We start from the raw sequence: 18,596 nt of genomic DNA, 5'->3' as shown, positions 1-18,596 counted from the left end.
TCACGTAAGTTTATAGCAATCTTATAGTTATTTGCTAATTCACATATTATATGAGGTGACACATGTTCAATTTTACGTAATTCTACCATATCAATACATTTATTTTCTCACAAAGATATGCCTATTTGTGAGATGATTAAGTGTAAAAGTGAATCAAAATTCATCGAATTGCATTTTGCACTTAAAATTTGAGCATGATAGCGTATTTTACAAAGAAAGAAATATTTTATTCAGCAACACGATTAGATTATTATTTATATCTTTGTAATAGAGTTATTTGAAGCGATGGAAAAACTCAGTAGACCAAAGTAGTTTGCTCATTTCTATATCGTTACCCATTGTTATACTCTTCTTCTTCAAAAATCTATTATTCAATAGATTACAATCACATTTCTTGTTTCTCTGAACACAACTGTAATAATTGAAAATGCAAAATTGAAAATTATGAGAGAGGTATATGTATTGATTTTTGGACTGTTGCTGTTGGTACAGGCAGGATGTCATGACGTGACGGTCGGGTACTTGGAAACGAGGGATGCCGTGTATCAATCGGACAGTATGATCGTTAAAGCGGAACTTGACCCCGATTGGGACGCGAGGCAGATAGAGTTTCAAATACCGTGGCAAAGCACTTCCATCGAGGGGGTGCAAGGAACCGCACCAATTCACTACTCCATCAAGAGTATAAATAGCGCTCATCCCGAGGTTGCCGATCAATTCACGATGCAAGGAAAAGGCATTATCGAGTTGCCGTGGAATCACACCGTACCACCCGGGCGGTACGTGATTAATATTCGGGTGTCGAACGAAGGATACACTTACGCTCTTGATTCGGTATTCACGGTGGTCGTGAAATAATGTAGGTAAACGGGGGAGTCGAAAGGCTCCCTCTTTCCTTTTATGATTTAAATTATCAAGATGTGAAGGAAAATTTATAACTTTACAGTTAAAATGTTTATAGTGAGATGAATGATAATATGGAAAGAGGTAAAATGAAAGGTTGTTTTGTGCTGATTTTGTTACTTTGTGTGATGAAGCCGGTTTGGGGACATTCGGATCTGATAATGACAAACAAATACGGGAACGTGGAGGTGTGGTATCAATTTGGTTTTAATCGACACGAGGAAAGGTTTAAGGCTCTAATTATCGGTCAGTTGGTGGAGATGCTTTCAAGAGAAATGGATTATAAACAGCCGATTATTTTAAGTTTTAAACATAGTTACGTGGACGATATTGTTCCCCGGTATAAACTTCAGTGCAGACGAGGAAGTACGGGTGATACCCTTTTGTTTAACTTGGAGGCGAAAACGTATAACGCGACGAAAACGCTTCAGCTGATAGAATATGGAATAAAGAACAAGGAAAGTGTTTTTAGGGAACAACGAGACACTACATTTGAGACTCGTTACTGGGGACCTCATACTGAAACTTCTTTGGGCAGGGCGAAAATAGATAAGGTTCTGAATCGGAAAGTTTCTTTTTTGGTGAATAAGGTGTTAGCGAATAAGATATACAGACCGAAAGATGATCATGATAAGATATCAGAGGGATTCATGTATTATTATCAAAATAATAAATATCATATTTTTTATAAGAAATGGGATGGATGTGGGCGTGTGTTGCTGGAATTGGATAATATATACCAATTCGGGCAGCTTGTCTATCCTGCTTTTGTATTAAGCAGTAGATGTGGGGTGATTTTTGATACGGATTCGACATTTTATGTGTTGACGAGGGATAATATGTCCAAGGAGGAGGATGCTCGTTATTTTATTTCAAAACGACATACGGTGACGGGGGTGAAAGATGTGCATGAACCGTTTCATTTGGTCGAAATCGGGGAGAGGAATGTTATTATCGGTGTACGGCAATTTTTCAAGCCTGAACGAAATCTCCTTTACCGGGCAAAAGATGATTATTTGATTCAGAATTTGGATACCTTTGTTGACAAGTTTAAAGAAGTTGATAAGTAAAGAAATCCGGAAAACTATTGGGATATGGGAAATTTGTTTACGATGCTAACCGTTCGGGCGGATTACGGGCAAAACGCTTTGGTGATTTTGGATCAGACGTGCTTGCCGAACCGGGAGGTTTATCTGGCGTTGAAGACGGCGGAGGAGATTTGGGAGGCGATTTATTCGTTGAAGGTACGGGGAGCCCCGGCTATCGGGGTGGCAGCGGCTTACGGGGTTGCCGTGTTGATGCAGGGAGTGGAGGTGACGGATTTCGAGAGTTTCTATCGGGAGTTCGTGAAGGTAAAGAAGTATCTGGAGTCCTCTCGTCCCACGGCGGTGAATTTGTTTATGGCGTTAGACCGGATGGAAGCCCAGTTATTGCGGCATCGGGAAGGAGGGGTAAAGGACTGGAAGCGGGTATTGCGGGAGGAGGCAGAGGCTGTCCGGGAAGAAGACGCCGTGGCTTGCAAGCGAATTGGGGAGTGGGGGTTGTCGTTGCTGCGCCCGGGGATGGGGTTGCTCACGCATTGTAACGCGGGGCATTTGGCGGTGTCCGAGTACGGGACGGCTTTGGCGCCGATTTACTTGGGACAAGAACGGGGATATGCCTTTTCCGTGTTTGCCGATGAAACTCGTCCTCTATTGCAGGGAGCCCGATTGACGGCTTACGAGTTGCAGAAGGCCGGGGTGGATGTCACTTTGATTTGTGATAATATGGCTTCAACGGTGATGAAGCAGGGGCGGGTACAGGCCGTGCTGGTGGGGTGTGACCGGGTGGCAGCCAACGGTGATACGGCGAACAAGATCGGTACTTCGGGGGTAGCGGTATTGGCGAAATATTACGATATCCCGTTTTACGTGTTAGGACCTACTTCAACGATAGACATGGGATGTCCCACGGGTGAACAGATCGAGATCGAGGAGCGTGCTCGCGAGGAGGTGACGGAGAAATGGTATGCCCGGAGAATGGCGCCCGAAGGCGTGAAGGTGTATAACCCGGCTTTTGACGTGACTTCCGCTGATTTGATCACGGCGATTATCACGGAGCGGGGGATTGCTTATCCGCCTTTCGGGGAGACGTTAAGGATGTGGAAAGAAAAGACATTTTGACATAATAATTAGTATTTTTAAAGACAAAATGACAGACGTGGGGGTTCACGGGGAAGTGTTTCTCGAAATGGAAAAATTCCTGACGCTTCTTTTATTTCTTGATTATCAGTGAGATGTGACGTTTGTTGATTTCATATTTCAATCGTGAAACTTTTGGGCGTGAGTTTCGGTATATACTTTGTAATTTCTAACGCAGAAAGGAGTGATTGAGACTATGAACATGAATAATTATACAATTAAGTCGCAAGAGGCGGTGCAGGCAGCAGTGCAGCTGGCGCAGGAAAAAGGTCAACAGGCGATCGAGACGGGTCACTTGTTGAAGGGGATACTGGAGAAGGGCGAAAATATCACCACTTTTATTTTTAATAAATTGGGTATTAATAGTCGGAATGTTGTCGCGGCGTTAGACCGTATCGTGGATGCTTACCCGAAGGTATCGGGAGGTTCCCCCTATTTGTCCGACGAGGCGAACAAGGTGCTGGAGAAAGCCGCGAAGCTGGCGGGAGAGATGGGTGACCAATATGTTTCATTGGAGCATATTCTTTTAGGCTTGTTGTCGGTGAAAGATCCTGTGTCCGGTATGTTGAAGGACGCGGGTATGACCGAGAAAGAAACCCGGGAAGCGATCAACGAGTTGCGGAAGGGGTCGAAAGTAAATTCCCAATCGGCGGAGGATAATTACGATGCCTTGGGAAGGTACGCTATCAATTTGAATGAACGTGCCCGAAACGGGAAACTCGACCCGGTGATCGGGCGGGATGACGAGATACGCCGGGTGTTGCAGATATTGTCGCGGAGAACGAAGAATAACCCGATTCTGATTGGTGAACCGGGTGTGGGTAAGACCGCTATTGCCGAGGGATTGGCGCAACGTATCGTGAACGGGGATGTGCCCTCGAATCTGGCATCCAAGAATATTTATTCTTTGGATATGGGTGCCTTGATTGCCGGGGCAAAATATAAAGGGGAGTTCGAGGAGCGATTGAAAGCCGTGGTTAACGAAGTGTTGTCTTCCGAGGGGGAAATTATCTTGTTTATCGACGAGATACATACTTTGGTCGGCGCGGGAAAATCCGACGGAGCCATGGATGCGGCGAATATACTGAAACCGGCATTGGCAAGAGGTGATTTGCGGGCGATAGGTGCGACGACGCTGAACGAGTACCAGAAGTATTTCGAGCAGGACAAGGCGTTGGAGCGCCGGTTCCAGAAGGTGATGATTGACGAACCGGACGTGATGAGCGCGATCAGTATTATGCGCGGTTTGAAAGAGCGTTACGAGAATCACCATAAAGTGCGGATCACGGATGACGCGATTATTGCTTCCGTGGAGTTGTCGCACAGGTATATTTCCGATCGTTTTTTGCCCGATAAGGCGATTGACTTAGTGGACGAGGCGGCTGCCCGTCTGCGGTTGGAGATGAATTCCGTGCCGGAAGAGATTGACGAGTTGGATCGTAAGATCAAGCAGTTGGAGATCGAGAAAGAGGCGATCAAGCGGGATGGCAAAAGTAAGAAATTGGACGAGATTCAGAAGGAATTGGCGGATTTGAACCAAGAACGCACGAAATTGCGTGCTCAATGGGAGTCCGAGCGATCCTTGATTGACGAGATACAGAAGAATAAGGATGCGATAGAGCAGTACAAGTTCGAGGCTAGTCGTGCTGAACGCGAAGGCGATTACGGTAAAGTTGCCGAGTTGCGTTACGGTAAAATCAAGCAGGCGGAGGCGAGAATCGAGGAGGTAAAAGCCAAGCTGGCGGATATGAAGCACGGGGAATCGCTGATCCGGGAAGAGGTGACGGAGGATGATATTGCCGCCGTGGTTTCTAAATGGACGGGGATTCCGGTGAGCCGCATGATGCAGAGTGAAAGGCAGAAGTTATTGCATCTGGAGGATGAATTGCACAAGAGGGTGGTTGGTCAGGAAATGGCGATCGCGGCATTAGCTGATGCGGTACGACGGAATCGTGCCGGGTTGCAGGATGCCAAACGACCGATCGGTTCATTTATCTTTTTGGGAACGACGGGTGTCGGAAAAACCGAGTTGGCGAAGGCATTGGCGGAGTTCCTGTTTGACGACGAGTCATTGATGACCCGTATAGATATGTCCGAGTACCAAGAACGTCATTCCGTGTCCCGGTTGATCGGGGCGCCTCCCGGATACGTGGGATATGACGAGGGCGGACAGTTGACGGAAGCTGTTCGGCGGAAACCGTATTCCGTGGTGTTGCTCGACGAGATCGAGAAGGCGCACCCGGACGTGTTCAATATCTTGTTGCAAGTGTTGGATGACGGTCGTTTGACAGATAATAAAGGTCGGGTGGTCGATTTCAAGAATACGATTATCATCATGACTTCAAATATCGGCGCGCATATTATTCAGGATAAACTGAAAGGTATTGACGAGAATAACCGGGATGAGGTGTTAGAGAAGACAAATCGCGAGGTTTACGAGATGCTGAAACAGACGATTCGTCCCGAGTTTCTGAATCGTATTGACGAGATTGTGATGTTTGCCCCGTTGAAGAAGTCCGAGATAGTGGATATCGTGCGTTTGCAGTTTAACGGAGTCAAGAAGATGCTGGGGAATAACGGTATCGCTATCGAGATTTCGGATAAAGCCGTGGAATGGCTTGCCGAAGCCGGATATGATCCGCAATTCGGTGCCCGCCCCGTGAAACGGGTGATACAGCGTACTTTGCTGAATGAGTTGTCCAAGCAAATATTGGCGGAGGAGGTATCGCGGGATAGCCGTATCGTGGTAGACGTGAAGGATGACAAGATTGTCTTCGAGAATAAGTAAATTATGATACATGTAATGCAGAAGCTTGTAGCCTGATGGTTGCAGGCTTTTGTTTTTATAGCCGAATGCGTTTATTCCCGTGTTCTGCATGGTATTGTCGATGGTGTTGATAATTATTGGAGTGTTGTTTTTGAGATATGGACGTCCTCGGAGTTCCTCTTGGATATGAACACTTTCCTAACGAAGTATCTTTGGAATAACAGCAGTAATTGGTATCAATGTTGTGTTTGTACTTCGGGTATGTTTAGGAAAGCTCGGGAGAAAGTATGGTACGTAGATTAGCAAGAAGACGGATAGGCAAGATTTGGATACAACAAAGATGGCGGTAAACAAGCAGGAAGAAGGAGAAAAGTCGTCAATGTAGAAACAAAAGAGGGACGTTCCGGTGTAATGGGTAGTTGGGGTTGGATCGTGGGCTTTATAGCTGTAATTGTGATTACATTTGTGGTAGGCGTATATTTTGTAAAGAATTAGTCATTTTTGCAAAATACGAACAAGTTGGAATTAAGTGTTTTTTGTTTTAGAAAATATTTTTTAGATTTGTGTGAAAATTGATTGTATTAATTTTTGTTGAAATATTAATTAAGGATATAAATAAACAGAATATGTTTTCAAGATATGCTAGTATTTTATTTTGCATAGGATTTTTATTCTATGCTAGTTGTGCTTATGAGAAGACACAATCTAGTTATAGTGAAAGAAATGATCGAGTATCATATTATACTTGTTTATATACAGACTCTACATTTCTAGAATGTGAAGGAAATTTAGAATATCCTTGGGTTATGGATAGACAATTGGGCGTGTACATGGCTGCCCATAAACGGATGACAAGACATTTGAGATTTGATGATACATTGATATGGAATTTTTCTAGTAACGACGTAAAAGTATCTGAAAATATTTATGAGTATATAACAGGATGTTGGCAATATGATAATGAATTATTGAAATCAGGAAAGTTTACTTTGAGATTACTACCTTATGGTTATGCGATGATTAAGATATGCCAATAGTAAATAATTAAAAAATTAAGTAATGAATAAGATTCTTTTATTTCTATGTTTTATTCTTTTATCATGTAGGGGAGAAATAAAACAAATTGAGTGTACAACACCTATTGGCGAATTGTTATTCAGTGAGAGTATGATTGAATGGGGAATAATAAATATGGAGAATAAATATCTAAGAAAAATTAATGTTTATAACCCTACAAAGAAAGATATTTATTTTAAAGTATTAAAAGAACATCCTGAAATAACAGTCTTGCGATGGTGTGGCGGTTCATTACTTTCTGCAGAAGAAGTTTTTTTATTACCAAAACATGGAATTGACTCGCTATTCGTTTCTTTTTATGGGCGTGATACTTCTCTTTTTGGACAATATCATGAAGCTATACATTTTGAAACTAATGGCGAAATTCTTGTAACAGGGTTACAAATGGATGGTGTTATTATTGAAAATTTTAATCAAGATTCATTTATTGCTCCTCCTTGTATATCGATAGAAAGAGATACATTTGAATTTAATCTTTTCCAAGGTAACAATGAATTGATAAAAATTCCTGTGAGAATTAAGAATATAGGAGATAAAGATCTTGTAATTAGAAAAATAGAGTCTACTTGTGGATGTGCGACCCCAAAGATTGAGAATCGACTAATAGCCAATGGACAATATACTACACTGCATATTGATTACCAACCTCAAGCACAAATTGGTTCGTCCGTTCAAAAAATACGTCTTATCACAAATGATCCACGGACACCTTTAAAAATGATTGTTATTAAAAGTCATGTTAAATCTAAAAATTAGTTTTAATGAAAACATTATCTACTTACTTTTTTTCTGGTATAATATTACTTGGATTAATTATGTTGTTAATAGGATGTAATGAATCAATGGAACAACAAAAAATTTCTTATGCTACTTTATATGCTGATTCTGTTTATTTGGGTTTCGAGGGTGATTTGAATAATCCCCGTGTAATAGATGAACATTTAGACGTGTATCTCCTTGCTCACCAGAGAATGTTAAATCATTTGAAATTTAATAACAATTTATTGTCTTGGGATGTTCAAGATGGTGCAGATTTGAAAATATCAGATAATATATATAATTATTTAATAGATTGTTGGAATCAAGAAAATCAATTGCTACAATCTGGAAAATATCAACTTGAACTAACTTCTATTGGATATAAAATTTTACTACGAGAAAAAAATATTCAATCAAGAGCACCGTGGCGTCCTGTTACAGTATATAAAGGTGAAATCCATTTCAATGATAATTTTATGTTTTGTTATACGTTACATGCTAATTATTATAATTTTGAATATACATCGGAATTTTTTAATTTTGCAAGTTCTCAATTAAAAAAAGATGGTTATGGTATTGCCTCACTTCAAGGAATCAAAAATAAAGAGAATAACCTGTATGATGCATATTATATTTCTAATTGTTGTCCAGATGAACCTGGTGATGAATTCAAGTGTCACTCAAATCAAATAATAGGGCCATACCAGAATATAATCGAAAATGAAACTACACATGTGGTAGAATATATAGGTGCTGTAAAAAATCCATACCATAAACATATTACTGCATTTATTTTGCATTATATTTCAGATACTGAACAATAAAACTCCCCGATAGATTGTTACTGGGCTTCTTGTTAAAGCAACATAGCTAACAAGAAATAGCGATGTTTTCTTTAGTATGTCGCTAATACATTAATAACAGATGAGGAAGATTAGCATGAAAATCTCTCCCATTTTTAATTTTCATTTAAATTTTTGTATATTCCGTGGAGGGATAGATATTACCTTAGATAAAGAGAGAAAATTGGTTATAAAGTTATGACCGTTCCTAAATACGTTCCTATAAAATCAAAACCCTCTGATTTCAGAAGGTTTTTGGTATAAAATGTACTCGAGGCGGGACTTGAACCCGCACAGCCGCAATGGCCACGGGATTTTAAGTCCCGCGTGTCTACCGATTCCACCACTCGAGCAACTTGGAGCGAAAAACGGGACTCGAACCCGCGACCCTAACCTTGGCAAGGTTATGCTCTACCAACTGAGCTATTTTCGCATAATTGCTTGCAAAATTTGACAGGAACGCTTTCCATTTTTGCGATTGCAAATATAGGGCAATTTTTAATACGTGCAAAAGGTTTTAGGAGAAAATGCGGCAGATTTTTTTAATTGATTTCTTAAAATCTGTTATTCATGGAGTTATTCGGGGATGAGATGAAGAGTTGTGATGATTTTTTTCTTGAATTGATTGTTCTCGGGAGTAGAATGATTATATTTGTCGAGTTTTTAAGACAAAAACAATGTCAGGTACAGGAAGCAAAAGAGGAAAAGGTTCATATTTTGTTTCCACGATCAGTATTTCTCTAGTGCTGATCGTGGTGGGTATGCTTGTGTTTATTTTGTTGAATGCCCGGTTAATATCAGATCACGTGAGGCGGAATATCGGCTTTGCCGTTATCGTGAAAGACAACACGAATGAGGCGGAGATCAAGCGGGTGCAGAAGATTTTGGATACCCGTCCTTTTGTTTATTCTTCCACTTATATCACGAAAGAACAGGCCGCAAAATCTTTTAAAAAGGAGATGGGGGAAGATTTCGAGGCTATATTGGGAGGAAATCCCTTGTTGCCGTCAATAGAGATCAGGTTGAATCCCGAATACGCGAATAATGATTCGTTGGCCGTGATCGAGAAGGGGTTAGCCCGGTTTGATATTATCCACGAGGTATATTATCAGAAATCCATGATAGAGAGTATAAACGAGAATATTCATCGCATTACTTTGCTGTTTTTGATCGTGGGTGCCGTGTTGGTGTTGATCTCGTTCACGTTGATTCGTAACACGATTCATTTGGCGGTGTATTCCCAGCGATTGTTGATCAAGACAATGCAATTGGTCGGGGCGACGCCGTTCTTTATTTGCAAGCCTTTCGTGTATGGCAGTATGTGGCGGGGATTCTTTGGTGCGTTGATTGCTAACCTGATTTTATTGGGAGCTATATTTGTCGTGCAGGAGAAAGTGAGTAAAGTGATTAATATCATGCACATGGATGTTATTGTTGTTATGGTCGGATTCGTGATGCTTTCCGGGGTGCTGTTGTCGTTCTTCTCGGCATGGTTCTCGGTGCGGCGGTATTTGAACAAGGATTTGAACACGTTGTACGCGTAAATTAAAATAAAGTATATGGCAAGAATTTTAAACGAAAAAAAAGACGGATTCCCTATCCCGAAAGAAAATTACAAGATGATTCTTATCGGATTCGGTATTGTTGTAGTCGGATTCCTGTTGATGATGGGTGGGGGAGCGGATTCTCCCGAAACGTTTAATTACGATATCTTTAGTTTCAGAAGAATCACGTTAGCCCCGATCGTTGTGCTGTTCGGTTTCGGTTTCGTGTTTTGGGCAATCATGCGGAAGTCCAAGGAAAAAGAGGAGAAATAGTATTAATATAAATTGAGTATTGAGTGTGCGTGCATTTTCAATTTTCAATTTTCAATTTTTAATTAATAAATGGAGTGGTTTCAGGCATTGGTTCTTGGAGTGATCCAAGGATTGACAGAATTTTTACCGGTAAGCAGTTCCGGACATTTGCAGATATTTAGTGCCTTATTTGGCTTACAGGGAGAGGAGAATCTGACGTTTGCCGTGGCGGTGCACGCGGCAACGGTTTGCAGTACGATCGTGGTCTTGTGGAAAGAGGTTTCAATACTTTTCAAAGGATTCTTTACTTTCAAGTATAATGATGAGATGGCCTACGTGTTGAAGATTTTTCTTTCTATGATTCCGGTGGCTATCGTGGGTTTTTGTTTTAAAGATTACGTGGAAGAGCTGTTCGGTTCCGGGTTATTGGTTGTCGGTTGCATGTTGTTGGTGACCGCTTTGTTGTTGGCATTTGCTTATTATGCCAAACCGCGAGTGAAGGAGAAAATATCATTTATGGATGCTTTCGTGATCGGAATCGCTCAGGCTTGTGCCGTGTTGCCGGGTTTATCCCGTTCCGGTTCGACGATTGCCACGGGTATCCTGTTGGGAAATAAAAAAGAAGCGGTGGCGAAATTCTCCTTTTTAATGGTGTTAATCCCTATTCTGGGAGAGGCATTTCTTGATTTGATGAAAGGCGGATTCAGTGCTTCTCAAAGCGGTATCTCCACGGTTTCTTTGCTGGTAGGGTTTGTTGCCGCTTTCGTGTCGGGATGCATTGCATGCCGTTGGATGATCAATATCGTGAAGAAAGGTAAATTGATCTGGTTTGCGATTTATTGCGCGATTGCCGGTATATTGACGATTGTATTGGGATAATGAAGGAGTGGGGAAATATACGTTTTAGAGAGGGAGATGATTTTCGGGCGGGGGCTGTCCTTGTGGTGGATAAACCGTTGCGTTGGACGTCTTTCGATGTGGTAAACAAGATTCGCATCTGCCTGCGTAAAGGGTACGGGAAAATCAAGGTGGGACACGCGGGGACGTTGGACCCATTGGCGACGGGAGTCGTGATTGTTTGCGTGGGGAGAGAAACAAAGAATATAGAGGAGTACATGGGGCAGGAGAAGGAGTATGTGGCGGAAATAACTTTCGGGCACACGACGCCTTCTTATGATTTGGAAACATCTTTTGATGCGGAATTTCCGTATACACATGTCAATCGGGAATGTCTGGAGCAAGCTGTTCGTCAGTTTGTCGGGGAGATAGAACAATTCCCGCCTTCTTATTCGGCGGTTCGTGTCGACGGGGTCCGTGCTTACGAGATGGCTCGCAGGGGGGACGAGGTTGAAATGAAAAGCCGGAAAGTGACCGTGAGGGAGATTGAAATATTGAAAGTGGAGTTTCCAATAGTGGAGCTTCGGATTGTTTGCAGCAAGGGGACTTATATCCGTTCTTTGGCACACGATTTGGGTAAAGCTTGCGGGAGCGGCTCGCATCTTTCCGCTTTAAGAAGGACTCGTGTAGGGGACTTTCGGGTGGAAGACGGATTTAAAATGGATGAAATTATTGGAATTTTAGGAGAAAATTTGTAATTTAGCAGGATTTGGTTAATATATAAAATTGTTCAGCATGAAACTATCAAAGTTTAAATATAAGTTGCCGCCGGAGTTAATCGCTTTGCATCCGGCTAAGAATCGGGATGAGGCTCGTTTAATGGTATTGGATCGAAAAACCGGAAAGATTGAACACAAGATTTTCAAGGATGTGATTGATTATTTCGATGAAAAAGACGTGTTCGTGTTTAACGACTCCAAGGTATTCCCGGCTCGGCTATATGGAAACAAGGAAAAGACAGGTGCGGAGATTGAAGTATTCCTGTTGAGAGAGTTGAACCCGGAATTACGTATCTGGGATGTACTGGTTGATCCGGCGCGGAAGATTCGTATCGGTAATAAGCTGTACTTCGGGGAAGATGATAGTATGGTGGCAGAGGTGATTGACAATACAACTTCCCGCGGGAGAACTTTGCGTTTTTTGTATGACGGGGAGTATGACGAGTTCAAAAAGGAGTTGTACGCGTTGGGCGAAACTCCGCTTCCCCGGTTTATCAACCGGAAGGTGGAGCCGGAGGATGCCGAGAACTATCAGACTATTTTTGCCAAGAACGAGGGGGCTGTTGCCGCTCCCACTGCCGGGATGCATTTTAGCCGCGAGTTGATGAAACGTATGGAGATCAGGGGTATTGATTTCGCTTATATCACGTTGCATGTAGGTTTGGGTAATTTCCGGGAAGTGGATGTCGAGGATTTGACAAAGCATAAGATGGACTCGGAGCAAATTATCGTGGGGCCGGAAACCGTGAAGATCGTGAATGATGCGAAAGACGAGAAGCATAAAATATGTGCCGTGGGAACAACTGTCGTGCGTACTCTGGAGAGTTGCGTGACGACGAAAGGACGGTTGACGGAGTTTGACGGCTGGACGAATAAATTTATATTTCCGCCGTATGATTTCAGCGTGCCGGATGCGTTTATTTCCAATTTCCATTTGCCTTATTCTACTTTGTTGATGATGGTAGCCGCTTTCGGGGGATATGAACATGTGATGGAGGCTTACGATGTTGCTGTCAAGGAGAAGTATAGATTCGGCACGTATGGAGATGCCATGTTGATTATATGATAAGGAATATATAGACAAATAGAAAGACGGTGTGCTGAAAGGTATGCCGTTTTTTTGATAAAGAGGAAGAAATTTGGAAGCAAAGGAGTTATTGAAACTTTTTCAGGCGCATCCTGTTGTCCGGAAGATTACCCGGCGTTTGAGTGAACGCCCGGGAATAAAGATAAAACTGGAAAACGGGATCGGGTCGATTGTTTCGTTTGTTGCCGCTAGTGTCGAGCAGGAGATGAAGAGTCTTCAATTGTTCGTGATGAACGATAAGGAGGAGGCAGCCTATTTTTATAATGATCTGTTGACTTTCTTTGACGAGGAGAACGTGCGTTTCTTGCCTTCTTCCTATCGTCGGGTCGGTAATTTCGAGGATAAGGATAATGATTCTATTCTGGTTCGCACGGAAGTATTGAATGCTTTAACGGCAAAGCAGGTGAGCATGGTGGTGACTTACACGGAGGCGTTGGCTGAAAAAGTGGTCAGTAAGACCGTGCTCGCGGATATGTCGATGCCGGTTGCCAAGGGGGAGAAATTATCTATTTCTTTTCTTGAATCTTTGCTTTCCGAGTACGGGTTTGAGCGGAGTGATTTCGTGTATGAACCCGGGCAGTTTTCAATCCGGGGAAGTATCGTGGATGTCTACTCGTTCGCGGAGGAACGCCCCGTGCGAATAGATTTTTTCGGGGACGAGGTTGAAAGTATTCGTTATTTTGACGTGGAAACGCAGTTGTCGGAGCAATTGATCGAACGGGTGGTGATTGTTCCCGATTTGAGCGAGGCGACGGGGAAGGACGAGAGCGTGGGTTTGATGGAATTTTTGGGGAAGGATACCACGTGGTGGATGAAAAATTCGTTGTTGGTTCATGATCGGATTAACACGTTGAGGGAGGAAGATGCCGGGAATGTGTTGATTGATGCCGGAGATTTGTTTCACTCGATCGAGAGCAACAGCGTGATCGAATGGGGGCCGGAACTCTATTTCCGGGGAGATGTACTTCGTCTGGAGGCAGAGGTGCAACCCGCGGTGAACAAGCAGTTTGATTTGCTGGCGGAACATTTGTCGGATAAGCAACAGAATGGTTATTCCATTTATCTTTGTTCAACGAATGACATGCAGTTGCAGCGATTGAGGGATATATTCTCGGATAAAGGGTATGCGGTTAATTTTGTCCCGGTGGACGGTACGGTACACGAGGGATTTAGTGATGCCGATGTCAAGATATGCGTGTACACGGAACACCAGATTTTCGACCGTTACCAGAAATATCGTTTGAAGACCACCCAGATACGCAAGGGACGGGAAGCGATCACGATCAGTGAATTGCAAAACCTGCATCCCGGTGATTACGTGGTTCATATAGATCATGGAATCGGACGGTTCGGGGGATTGACAAAAATAAATAATGACGGTAGGGAGCAGGAGGCAATACGCTTGGTGTACAAGAATAACGCCGAGTTGTACGTGAGCCTGCACTCCTTGCATAAGATTTCCAAATACAAGGGGAAGGACGGCGAGCCGCCTGCCGTGAGTAAATTAGGCGGCGAGGCATGGAATAAGCTGAAACAGCGTACGAAATCAAGGGTGAAGGATATTGCCCGAGAATTGATCGCTTTGTACGCTAAACGTCGTAGAGAGGAGGCTTATGCTTTTTCAAAAGACAGTTTTTTGCAGGATGAACTGGAGGCTTCTTTCATGTACGAGGAGACTCCCGACCAGATGAAGGCGATTCAGGCGGTGAAGGAGGATATGGAGAAACCTCACGTTATGGATCGTCTGGTGTGCGGGGATGTCGGCTTCGGGAAAACGGAAGTTGCTATCCGGGCGGCATTTAAGGCGGTCGCAGACAGCAAGCAGGTGGCGGTACTTGTGCCGACGACCGTGTTGGCTTATCAACATTACAATACTTTTAAAAAGCGTTTGGAGGGAATGCCTTGTCGGGTGGAGTATATCAGCCGGATGAAGAAGAGCGCGGATATCAAACGGATTTTGAAAGATCTGGAAGCGGGGAAAGTGGATATTATTATAGGAACTCATCGTCTTACAAGTCTGGACGTGAAGTTTAAAGACCTTGGACTGTTGGTCGTGGATGAGGAGCAGAAGTTCGGGGTAGCGGTGAAAGAGAAGTTGAAGCGTTTGAAATTGAACGTGGATACGATTACCATGACGGCAACGCCGATCCCGCGTACGTTGCAATTCTCGTTGATGGGTGCCCGGGATATGTCGATTATACGGACTCCGCCGCCTAACCGCTATCCGATCGTGACGGAATTGCACCGGTTTGACGAGAAGATTATCAAAGATGCTATAACGTACGAGGTGAGCCGTGGCGGACAGGTCTTTTTTATTCATAACCGGGTGGATAATATTCGGGATATACAATATATGATCCATCGTTTGATCCCGGGTATTAAAAGTTGCGTGGGGCACGGGCAGATGAGTGGCGAGGAGTTGGAAACCGTGATGCACGATTTTATCCGGGGGGATTACGATGTGCTGATAGCGACGACTATTATAGAGTCGGGATTAGATATCCCGAATGCAAATACGATTATTATTAATCAGGCACAAAACTATGGGTTGAGTGACTTGCATCAATTACGCGGACGGGTAGGGCGTTCTAACCGGAAGGCCTTTTGCTACTTGTTGGCCCCGCCTTTGGAGTTGGTGAACGCGGACGCCCGAAGGCGGTTGAAAGCTATCGAGGATTATAGCGGGTTGGGAAGCGGCTTCAATATTGCCATGCAGGATTTGGATATCCGCGGGGCGGGAAATATATTGGGTGGCGAACAATCGGGTTTTATAGCGGAAATCGGTTACGAGGCGTACCAGCGTATTCTGAACGAGGCATTGTTGGAGTTGCGGGATGAGGAATTTCCGGAATTGCAGAAAGAGCAGGCTGACGAGCCGACGGCTTTCACGACGGATTGCGTGATTGACACGGATTTCGCATTGTTGATACCGGATACTTACGTGGAAAACGTGAGCGAGAGGATTCGTTTATACCGGGAGTTGGATAATATCACGGACGAGAGTGCCTTACAGCGTTTCGAGATCGAGATGCGGGATCGGTTCGGGGAAATACCTTCAAAGGTTAGCGGGTTGGTCGAGGTTGTGCGGATTCGTCAGAGATGTGTCGATTTGGGTATAGAGCGTCTGATGGTGAAGAATAATAAAATGGTCGTTTATTTTATCAGTGATCAAGATTCTCCGTTCTATGCTTCGCCGGTTTTCAGTGAATTGCTTAAATTCGTGCAGAAACAGATTATTCCTTGCAAGATGAGTGAAAAGAATGATAAATTGAGTCTGATTTTCACGGATATAAAGGATATTAATAAAGTGTCGGCGATTATCCGGGAGGTTTGGGAGTACGTTTATGAAAGTTGAAAGTGATAAACTATAAAATGGAAAATTAGTGAATCTGATCGTTGATATAGGAAATACGCGTACCAAATACGCCGTTTATGATGACGGGGATTGGGTTGTTTGCGGCATGGGCGTGCCGGAAGCATACGAATTGGCGTCCGCTTATTTGCACCGGGGGCAGGAAGTGAATATGATCTTGTCGAGTACGGGAGCAATATCCGAAGAAGTACGGGAGCATTTGAAGAGTGTTTCTACTTTTTTCTGCGAGATGTCGCCGGAAATGGATTTGCCGATCAGATTGGGATACGATACGCCGAAGACTTTAGGAGTGGACCGGATAGCCGGGTGCGTGGGAGGTGTCGTGTTATTTCCGGGAAAGGAATTATTGATTATCGATTCGGGAACGGCTATCACGTATGATTTCGTGAGCGCGGATGGGGAATTTCGAGGTGGGAATATTTCCCCGGGGTTGGGGATTCGTTTCCGTGCCTTGAACGAGTTCACGGTGAGTCTGCCGTTGGTGAAATGTGATGTGAATCACGGCTATATAGGGAAAAATACACATGATGCCATCTTGAACGGTGTGATGAATGGTACACTTTTTGAAATAAGAGGTTATATAGATGAGATTTACCGTGATAATCCCGATGCTGTGGTGATTATTACTGGGGGAGGAAGTGAATATTTGAAAAAAACACTGAATAGATCCGTCTTTTTTGAGGATAAACTGGTAAACTTAGGTTTAAACAGAGTTTTAGAATATCAAAAACGGTTAATAGGCAGTGAAAAATTAAGGATAGATTTCCGTATTTGAAAAATAGTGGTAATTTTGCAAACGTGTTCAAGTTGGAACACATGCTGTGATGAAAAATACTAATTCGAACTATAACTTAAAATAAAGGGATGACCATGAAAAAAATTGCTGTACTGGCATTAGGAATGTGCTTATTCACTATCGGGACGAAGGCGCAAACGTTGGAGTCTAAATTTGGGCTGGATAGCGCGAATACCATTTTGAATGCCTCTCTTTACACTGAATATTTTAAACAGAAAAATTACGAGGAGGCTTTAGCTCCTTGGAGATACGTGTTCTTGAATGCTCCGGCATTTCAATTGAATACTTACGTACGCGGTGAGGTAATCATGGAGTATATGATTAGAAAGACCAAGAAGAAGGAATACGTGGATACTTTGATGATGGTTTTTGATCGCCGTAACCAATACATGAAGAATAATCCCAACAATAAGGAAGGAATTGTATTGGGGAAAAAAGGTATGGCCCAATTCAAGTATGCTAATGGCGACATAAACATGATTAAAGATGCTTTCCATAATATGATGAAGTCATACGAGTTGGAAAAGGATGTTCCTCCTATGCAAGTTCACATGACATTTCAAGTAGCGTGTGCATTAGCCAAGGAAAATCAACTGACAAAGGATGATTTTATCAACTTGTATATTGATTTTGCCGATTTCGTGGATAAGCAAGCCAGTTCGGGAGAAAAAGGCTGTGATGATTATCTGGTATGTAAGGCAAATCTGGAAGCCATGTTTATTGATTCCGGATTGGCAGACTGCATGACTTTAAACGACTTGTTGGTTAAAAAGTACGAGGCAAACAAAGATAGTCTGAGTGTATTGAAAGATATTTACAAATTGCTGAAAAAGCAAGATTGTACGGATTTACCGTTGTACGCGACTATCGCGGAAAGTATTTATCACAAGGAGCCGAGTGCTGAAGCTGCTTACGGTTTGGCTATTATGTTTTATCGTAAGAATGATATTCCCAAATTCGAACAATACTTGAAAGAAGCAATTGACAAAACGGATAACGAAACGGATCGTGCCGATTATAATTTGAATCTGGCTCAGGTGTATCTGTCTACCAAAAGAGATTACCAGCAAGCAAAGAAATATGCTTTGGCAGCTTTGAAGAGTAATCCGAACTTGGGACAGGCTTATCTGACTATCGGTTTGGCTTATGCTTCTGCCAGCAACAATTACGAGGGAGATGAATTTGAGAAACGTACTGTATTCTGGGCTGCTGTTGATAAATTCGTTAAGGCAAAACAAGTTGATCCTTCAGTTGCAGAAAAGGCGAATGAGTTTATTTCCAAGTATTCTATTTATTTCCCGTCGAAAGAAGATGCATTCTTCCGTTCTATCACGGCAGGTGCTAATGTGAAAGTGGGCGGTTGGATTAATGAAACAACGACAGCTAGATTTAAAGAATAA

At 43.0% G+C, this 18,596-nt stretch carries 15 protein-coding genes and 2 tRNA genes; 15 read left to right on the top strand and 2 right to left on the bottom strand.

The genetic code is table 11. From position 1 onward, the window contains the following. Positions 1-444: 444 nt before the first annotated feature. From L0M98_RS15715 to L0M98_RS15685, 7 genes are all read left to right on the top strand, one after another. Positions 445-858: a hypothetical protein gene (locus L0M98_RS15715; protein ID WP_227216881.1), complete on the top strand. Its 414-nt coding sequence runs from the start codon at positions 445-447 to the stop codon at positions 856-858. Positions 859-965: 107 nt separating this feature from the next. Further along, positions 966-1,973: a hypothetical protein gene (locus tag L0M98_RS15710; protein WP_227216882.1), complete on the top strand. Its 1,008-nt coding sequence runs from the start codon at positions 966-968 to the stop codon at positions 1,971-1,973. Between the two features lie 24 nt (positions 1,974-1,997). Further along, positions 1,998-3,065, top strand: a complete 1,068-nt coding sequence (gene mtnA, locus L0M98_RS15705; RefSeq protein WP_227216883.1) for an S-methyl-5-thioribose-1-phosphate isomerase — start codon at positions 1,998-2,000, stop codon at positions 3,063-3,065. A gap of 214 nt (positions 3,066-3,279) precedes the next feature. After that, entirely contained in the window at positions 3,280-5,871 is a 2,592-nt protein-coding gene (clpB, locus tag L0M98_RS15700) for an ATP-dependent chaperone ClpB (protein WP_227216884.1), read from the top strand. 605 nt (positions 5,872-6,476) lie between these two features. Next, the gene (locus tag L0M98_RS15695; protein WP_227216885.1) at positions 6,477-6,887 is read left to right on the top strand and encodes a hypothetical protein; all 411 of its coding nucleotides are present in this window, start codon (positions 6,477-6,479) and stop codon (positions 6,885-6,887) included. Positions 6,888-6,909: 22 nt separating this feature from the next. After that, on the top strand, positions 6,910-7,683 hold the full coding sequence (locus L0M98_RS15690) for a DUF1573 domain-containing protein (protein WP_227216886.1): 774 nt from the start codon (positions 6,910-6,912) through the stop codon (positions 7,681-7,683). Between the two features lie 5 nt (positions 7,684-7,688). Then, positions 7,689-8,510: a hypothetical protein gene (locus L0M98_RS15685; RefSeq protein ID WP_227216887.1), complete on the top strand. Its 822-nt coding sequence runs from the start codon at positions 7,689-7,691 to the stop codon at positions 8,508-8,510. Between the two features lie 286 nt (positions 8,511-8,796). Here L0M98_RS15685 and L0M98_RS15680 read toward each other — a convergent pair. Next, a tRNA-Leu gene (locus tag L0M98_RS15680) sits at positions 8,797-8,881 on the bottom strand. A 4-nt stretch (positions 8,882-8,885) separates the two neighbouring features. Next, positions 8,886-8,961, bottom strand: a tRNA-Gly gene (locus tag L0M98_RS15675). Positions 8,962-9,205: 244 nt separating this feature from the next. On the opposite strand from L0M98_RS15675, the gene L0M98_RS15670 reads away from it, so the two are divergent. The 8 genes from L0M98_RS15670 (at position 9,206) to L0M98_RS15635 (ending at position 18,596) form a co-directional block, all read left to right on the top strand. Then, positions 9,206-10,072: a cell division protein FtsX gene (locus tag L0M98_RS15670; protein WP_186974715.1), complete on the top strand. Its 867-nt coding sequence runs from the start codon at positions 9,206-9,208 to the stop codon at positions 10,070-10,072. A 15-nt stretch (positions 10,073-10,087) separates the two neighbouring features. Continuing rightward, a complete protein-coding gene (locus L0M98_RS15665) occupies positions 10,088-10,345 on the top strand; it encodes a DUF3098 domain-containing protein (RefSeq protein ID WP_099291125.1) in 258 nt (85 codons plus the stop codon). A 69-nt stretch (positions 10,346-10,414) separates the two neighbouring features. After that, positions 10,415-11,203 carry an undecaprenyl-diphosphate phosphatase gene (locus L0M98_RS15660; RefSeq protein ID WP_099291124.1) on the top strand — a complete coding sequence of 263 codons (789 nt, stop codon included), beginning with the start codon at positions 10,415-10,417 and terminating at the stop codon, positions 11,201-11,203. After that, positions 11,203-11,919, top strand: a complete 717-nt coding sequence (gene truB / locus L0M98_RS15655; protein WP_227216888.1) for a tRNA pseudouridine(55) synthase TruB — start codon at positions 11,203-11,205, stop codon at positions 11,917-11,919. Before L0M98_RS15660 ends, truB begins: the two co-directional genes overlap by 1 nt. A gap of 37 nt (positions 11,920-11,956) precedes the next feature. Then, positions 11,957-13,006 carry a tRNA preQ1(34) S-adenosylmethionine ribosyltransferase-isomerase QueA gene (queA, locus tag L0M98_RS15650; RefSeq protein WP_099291122.1) on the top strand — a complete coding sequence of 350 codons (1,050 nt, stop codon included), beginning with the start codon at positions 11,957-11,959 and terminating at the stop codon, positions 13,004-13,006. A gap of 73 nt (positions 13,007-13,079) precedes the next feature. Next, complete coding sequence (gene mfd / locus L0M98_RS15645; protein ID WP_227216889.1) at positions 13,080-16,382, top strand: transcription-repair coupling factor; 3,303 nt, start codon at positions 13,080-13,082, stop codon at positions 16,380-16,382. A gap of 28 nt (positions 16,383-16,410) precedes the next feature. Then, on the top strand, positions 16,411-17,175 hold the full coding sequence (locus tag L0M98_RS15640) for a type III pantothenate kinase (RefSeq protein ID WP_186974711.1): 765 nt from the start codon (positions 16,411-16,413) through the stop codon (positions 17,173-17,175). 95 nt (positions 17,176-17,270) lie between these two features. After that, entirely contained in the window at positions 17,271-18,596 is a 1,326-nt protein-coding gene (locus L0M98_RS15635) for a tetratricopeptide repeat protein (RefSeq protein ID WP_227216890.1), read from the top strand.

It is taken from the genome of Butyricimonas sp. DFI.6.44, from assembly GCF_022132345.1.
Taxonomy (GTDB): Bacteria; Bacteroidota; Bacteroidia; order Bacteroidales; family Marinifilaceae; genus Butyricimonas; species Butyricimonas muris.
Note: the sequence above shows the minus strand (reverse complement) of the source record. Positions and strands in the feature narration are given on the sequence as shown.

Bases quoted from the DNA above. Each gene is read 5' to 3' on its own strand.
- L0M98_RS15685 (WP_227216887.1), top strand. From the start codon at position 7,689: ATGAAAACATTATCTACTTACTTTTTTTCTGGTATAATATTACTTGGA.
- L0M98_RS15690 (WP_227216886.1), top strand. From the start codon at position 6,910: ATGAATAAGATTCTTTTATTTCTATGTTTTATTCTTTTATCATGTAGG.
- L0M98_RS15670 (WP_186974715.1), top strand. From the start codon at position 9,206: ATGTCAGGTACAGGAAGCAAAAGAGGAAAAGGTTCATATTTTGTTTCC.
- L0M98_RS15665 (WP_099291125.1), top strand. From the start codon at position 10,088: ATGGCAAGAATTTTAAACGAAAAAAAAGACGGATTCCCTATCCCGAAA.
- truB (WP_227216888.1), top strand. From the start codon at position 11,203: ATGAAGGAGTGGGGAAATATACGTTTTAGAGAGGGAGATGATTTTCGG.
- mtnA (WP_227216883.1), top strand. From the start codon at position 1,998: ATGGGAAATTTGTTTACGATGCTAACCGTTCGGGCGGATTACGGGCAA.
- L0M98_RS15710 (WP_227216882.1), top strand. From the start codon at position 966: ATGAATGATAATATGGAAAGAGGTAAAATGAAAGGTTGTTTTGTGCTG.
- queA (WP_099291122.1), top strand. From the start codon at position 11,957: ATGAAACTATCAAAGTTTAAATATAAGTTGCCGCCGGAGTTAATCGCT.
- L0M98_RS15695 (WP_227216885.1), top strand. From the start codon at position 6,477: ATGTTTTCAAGATATGCTAGTATTTTATTTTGCATAGGATTTTTATTC.
- L0M98_RS15635 (WP_227216890.1), top strand. From the start codon at position 17,271: ATGAAAAAAATTGCTGTACTGGCATTAGGAATGTGCTTATTCACTATC.
- L0M98_RS15715 (WP_227216881.1), top strand. From the start codon at position 445: ATGAGAGAGGTATATGTATTGATTTTTGGACTGTTGCTGTTGGTACAG.
- L0M98_RS15660 (WP_099291124.1), top strand. From the start codon at position 10,415: ATGGAGTGGTTTCAGGCATTGGTTCTTGGAGTGATCCAAGGATTGACA.
- clpB (WP_227216884.1), top strand. From the start codon at position 3,280: ATGAACATGAATAATTATACAATTAAGTCGCAAGAGGCGGTGCAGGCA.